2 protein-coding genes and 1 pseudogene are annotated in these 3,778 nt (G+C 76.9%); 1 reads left to right on the forward strand and 2 read right to left on the reverse strand.

Annotation, left to right across the window (positions count from 1 at the left end):
* Positions 1–1,212 (reverse strand): annotated as a pseudogene (locus tag IH61_RS0139580) (hypothetical protein); the annotation flags it as partial.
* A gap of 309 nt (positions 1,213–1,521) precedes the next feature.
* Here IH61_RS0139580 and IH61_RS42230 point away from each other — a divergent pair.
* Positions 1,522–2,025 (forward strand): SsgA family sporulation/cell division regulator, encoded by a 504-nt coding sequence (locus tag IH61_RS42230; protein WP_051838780.1) that lies wholly within the window; start codon positions 1,522–1,524, stop codon positions 2,023–2,025.
* Here IH61_RS42230 and IH61_RS0139590 read toward each other — a convergent pair.
* The gene (locus tag IH61_RS0139590) at positions 1,941–3,452 is read right to left on the reverse strand and encodes a GAF domain-containing protein (RefSeq protein ID WP_063763359.1); all 1,512 of its coding nucleotides are present in this window, start codon (positions 3,450–3,452) and stop codon (positions 1,941–1,943) included. The genes IH61_RS42230 and IH61_RS0139590 overlap by 85 nt on opposite strands.
* Positions 3,453–3,778: the final 326 nt, after the last annotated feature.

Consider the following 3,778-nt stretch of genomic DNA (forward strand, 5'->3'; position numbering starts at 1 on the left):
CGTCGGGGCGGGCCGGGGTCCTGGCGGGGGCGCCGGGGAGGGTGCGGGCGAGGCCGCGGGCACCGGCGAGAGCACGGGCGAGGGCGCGGGGAAGGCGCCGAGGGCGGCGACCGCGTGGGGCCGGCGGATGCCGAAGGCGGCGGCGCTCCAGCTCTCGGCGGGGGTGGCGGCGCCGGCCGGGCGGGCACCGGCGACGCCGAAGCCGTAGCGGCCGGGCCTGACGTCCGTGCCGGGCGGGGTGGTGAAGCGGTAGACCAGGGTGCCGCGTTCCTGCAGGACGGTGACCTCGGCGCCGGGCAGGTCCGTCCAGGCGGAGTCGGTGCCGGGGGCGGAGGCACCGGGGGCGAGGCGGAACTCGACCTGCAGGGCGGTGACGGGCTCGGCGACGGTGAGGTCGAGGCGGTGGCGCAGGCCGTCCGGGCCGAGCGGAGTGCGCTGGGCGGTGCCGACGAGGAGCGGCGCCTCGGCGGCGTTGTCTTCGGTGGTGCCGTCGGCGGCGGTGTCGGGGGCCTTCGGGGCCTCCGGCGCGGCTTTCGCGGCCGTCACGTCGCCGTCGCCGTAGCCGTCATCGCCGGAGCCGGAGCCGGAGCCGGGGGCGGGGGCGGGGGCGGGAGCAGGGGCCGGCACCGGGAGGTTGGGGGAGATCGGGCGCGGGCCGGTGATGTGGGGGGACGGATCGGCGCTCGCGCTGGGGCTCGGGGTCCCCGCGGCGCCCGCGGTGCCGGAGGCGGTGGGCGAGGGGGTGCCGGACGGTCCGGCGGGCGCGGAGGGGGAGGCGTCGTGGTCGGCGGTCTCGCCGCCGTGCGGGGGCACGCTCGGGGATGGGGCCTCGGGGCCGCGGCGGCCGGCGGTGGTGCTGTCGTTGCCCCGCCTGGGCCCGCGTTCGTGCTGGTGGGAGGGGCGGGCGGAGGCGTGGTCGGTGTCCGGGCCCTGCCCGGCGGCCGCCTCCGTGCGGTCGTCGGCCGTGGGTGTGGGCGGCGGCGTGGTGCCGACGCGGGCGACTCCGGCGCGGCGGCCGACGCCCTGTTGCTCGTTCAGGAGCAGGGTCGTGGCGATGCTGATGCCGACCACGGTGGACATCGCCATCGCGGCGCCGGAGAAGCGGAGCGTGGGCAGACGGAACCGGCCGCCGAACGGGCGCGGGCGGCCGTGCCTGCCATGCCGTTCGGGCTCGTGCCGTACGTCCCGCGCGGTGTCCTCGCGTACCGCCACCGGACCCATCCCTCCCGAAGCCGCCGTCGCGTCGCAGTATTCTCCCACGCACCTCGAGCGCGCACCTCGAGGCACCCGGGCCCGCGCGGGGAGGGTGGCGAGCCTACCAGCGGGCGATCGGCCTGTGGACGTTTCTGATCCACTTCGTGGACACTCGTTCGACAGGCGGGAGTTGACGGTTGGTCCGGTGAATCCGGTAAGGGGCGCGGGGCTCGAAAGGGGGTTATTGCAACCTCCTTGCAACCCTTGCCGCCGGGCGGCGGGTGACGCACGCTGGGAGGCATCCCGAGCCGTCCCGGAGAGATCGTCATGCCGCCCGACCCGCTGTCCGCAGCCTCCAGTGCGCCCCTCGCCGCTACCCCCACGGGCGGCGATGGGGACGGCTCCACCGCCGCTCCGGCGGCGGTGGAGGAGGTGCTGATGCTGAGGATCTCGCTCGGCGAGGAGGTCATCGGCGAGGTGCGCACCCGGTTCCGCTTCGAAGCCGCCCGCCCGTACGAGGTGCTGCTGACCTTCCACCTCGGCCGCCCGGACGAGGCCGACTGGGTGTTCTCCCGCGACCTGCTGCGCGAGGGCCTGCGCACCCTGAGCGGCCAGGGCGACGTCAAACTGTGGCCCGCCTACTGCCCCTGCCACGGCTCGACGCTGCACCTGGCACTCGAATCCCCGCACGGCAGCGCCCTGTTGGAAGCCTCCAAACCCCGGGTCCAGGCGTGGCTGGACCGCACCTACGCGCTCGTCTCCGCCGACCAGGAGCACGACTGCGGGCCCACCGACGCCCAGCTCGCCGAACTGCTCGCGGGAGGCTGCTGAGTCGGGCCGTCCCCGGGCGGGCGCGGCTGTGGGACGGCTGCCGGGACCGCGCCCGGCAGCCGGGCCGTGCCCGCGGCGAGGGCGGCTCGCAGATGCCGCACCGCCGGAGCGGTGGACGCGGGCAGGAGGTCGTACGGGTCCTCCGGTCCGTCCACCGTGACCAGCACCGACTCGGCGAACCGGTACGGACGGTGGGCCAGCAGCCCGCCCAGGTAGCGGCGCAGCCGGGACAGCTCGGCGCGCACCGTCACCGTGCGGGCGCGGTCGCCGAACAGGGCCTCGGCGAGCTGCGCGGCCGTACTGCCCTCGCGGGCGGTGGCCAGCAGGAGCAGCAGCTCGGCGTGGCGGGGGCTGAGCGGGTGGGACCAGCTGTCGGCGGTGCCCTGGACGAAGAGTTCGGGGCGCTCCGGGCGGCGCAGGTCCAGCCGCAGCCGGGCGCCCTCGGCCCGTTCGGCGCTCAGTTCGCCGTGGCCGTCCTCCCCGGGGACGCCGACCGGACGCACCAGCCAGCCGTCCGCGATGGGCTCCAGGACGCACTCGCCGAGGCCCGGCACCCAGTGCAGCGCGGCGGGGGCCCAGCCGTTGGCGGGGATGCGGAGCCGATCGGGTGCGGGCATGCCGGAGGCCGCCGCCGTCCAGCCGGCCGCGTCCACCACGAGGGCCGGGCCGCCGACCCGGGCGAGCAGGGGCGCGGCGAGGGTGCGCAGCTGGTGCAGGGCCTCCAAGCGGTGGGCGCGCAGTTCCGTCTCGGCGAGGCGGGCGGCGGTGGCGGTGAGCTGCAGCAGGTACGGGCGGACGTTGTGGGCCGGGCCGCTCAGGTTGATCGCGCCGACGAGGCGGCCGGTGCCCGGGTCGTGGACGGGGGCGGCGACGCAGGTCCAGGCGTGGTGGCTGCGCAGGTAGTGCTCGGCGGAGTGGACCTGCATGGGGCGGCGGGCGCGCAGGGTGACGGCGATGCCGTTGGTGCCGACGCTCTCCTCCGTCCAGCGGGCGCCCGTCAGGAAGCCGATCCGCTCGGCGCTGCGGCGCAGGCCGCGTTCGCCCTCCTGCCACAGGACGTGGCCCTCGGCGTCGGCGATGGCGAGCAGGAGCGGGGCCTGGGCGACGGGGGCGAGGAGGGTGTCGCGAAGAACGGGCAGGACGGTGGTCAGGCCGCTGGTGCGTCGGCGCTGCTCGATCTCGGCGGGGCCGAGCTGGACGGCGGCGGCGCCGGTCTCGGGGTCGAGGCCGAGGCGGCGCAGCCGTGCCCAGGAGTCGCCGATCTCGGGGCGGGGCTGGAGGAGCGGCTCGGCGGGCCCCGCGAGGTCGGCGAGGGGTTCGGTGAGGGTGTGCTCGTGGACCTTGGCGAGCTCTGCGGTGGTTGCCGTGGCAGGTGGGGTGCGGCGCTCGGGCCGTCGGGACTGGCGTCCGGTCTGCCGCACGCGCATCGCTCCTCGCGGGGGTCGAGGGCGCGCCGAAGTGGCGCGCTGACGAAAGAGTACGGGGGAGGTGGGGTCGTGGGGATGGGGTCCGGCAAGTCGGGGTGGTCGCCGGGTGGGGGTGGCGCGGGCGCGCGGGCCGGGGCCCGTCCGCGCGCCCGTCAGTGGTGGTGCCGGGGGGTGTACTGGGCGGCTTCGACCGTGTGGTGGAGGTCGACGGTGGCCTCGAGGGTGGCGGCGGTGGTGAGGGTGAGGCAGGCGGCCAGAGCGAGGGTGGTGGCGCGGTGGCGGGGGGCTGTCTCTTATACACATCTGACGCTGCCGACGACTCCTTA

The organism is Streptomyces sp. NRRL WC-3742, from assembly GCF_000720635.1.
GTDB lineage: Bacteria > Actinomycetota > Actinomycetes > Streptomycetales > Streptomycetaceae > Kitasatospora.

Bases quoted from the DNA above. Each gene is read 5' to 3' on its own strand.
- IH61_RS42230 (WP_051838780.1), top strand. From the start codon at position 1,522: ATGCCGCCCGACCCGCTGTCCGCAGCCTCCAGTGCGCCCCTCGCCGCT.
- IH61_RS0139590 (WP_063763359.1), bottom strand. From the start codon at position 3,452: ATGCGCGTGCGGCAGACCGGACGCCAGTCCCGACGGCCCGAGCGCCGC.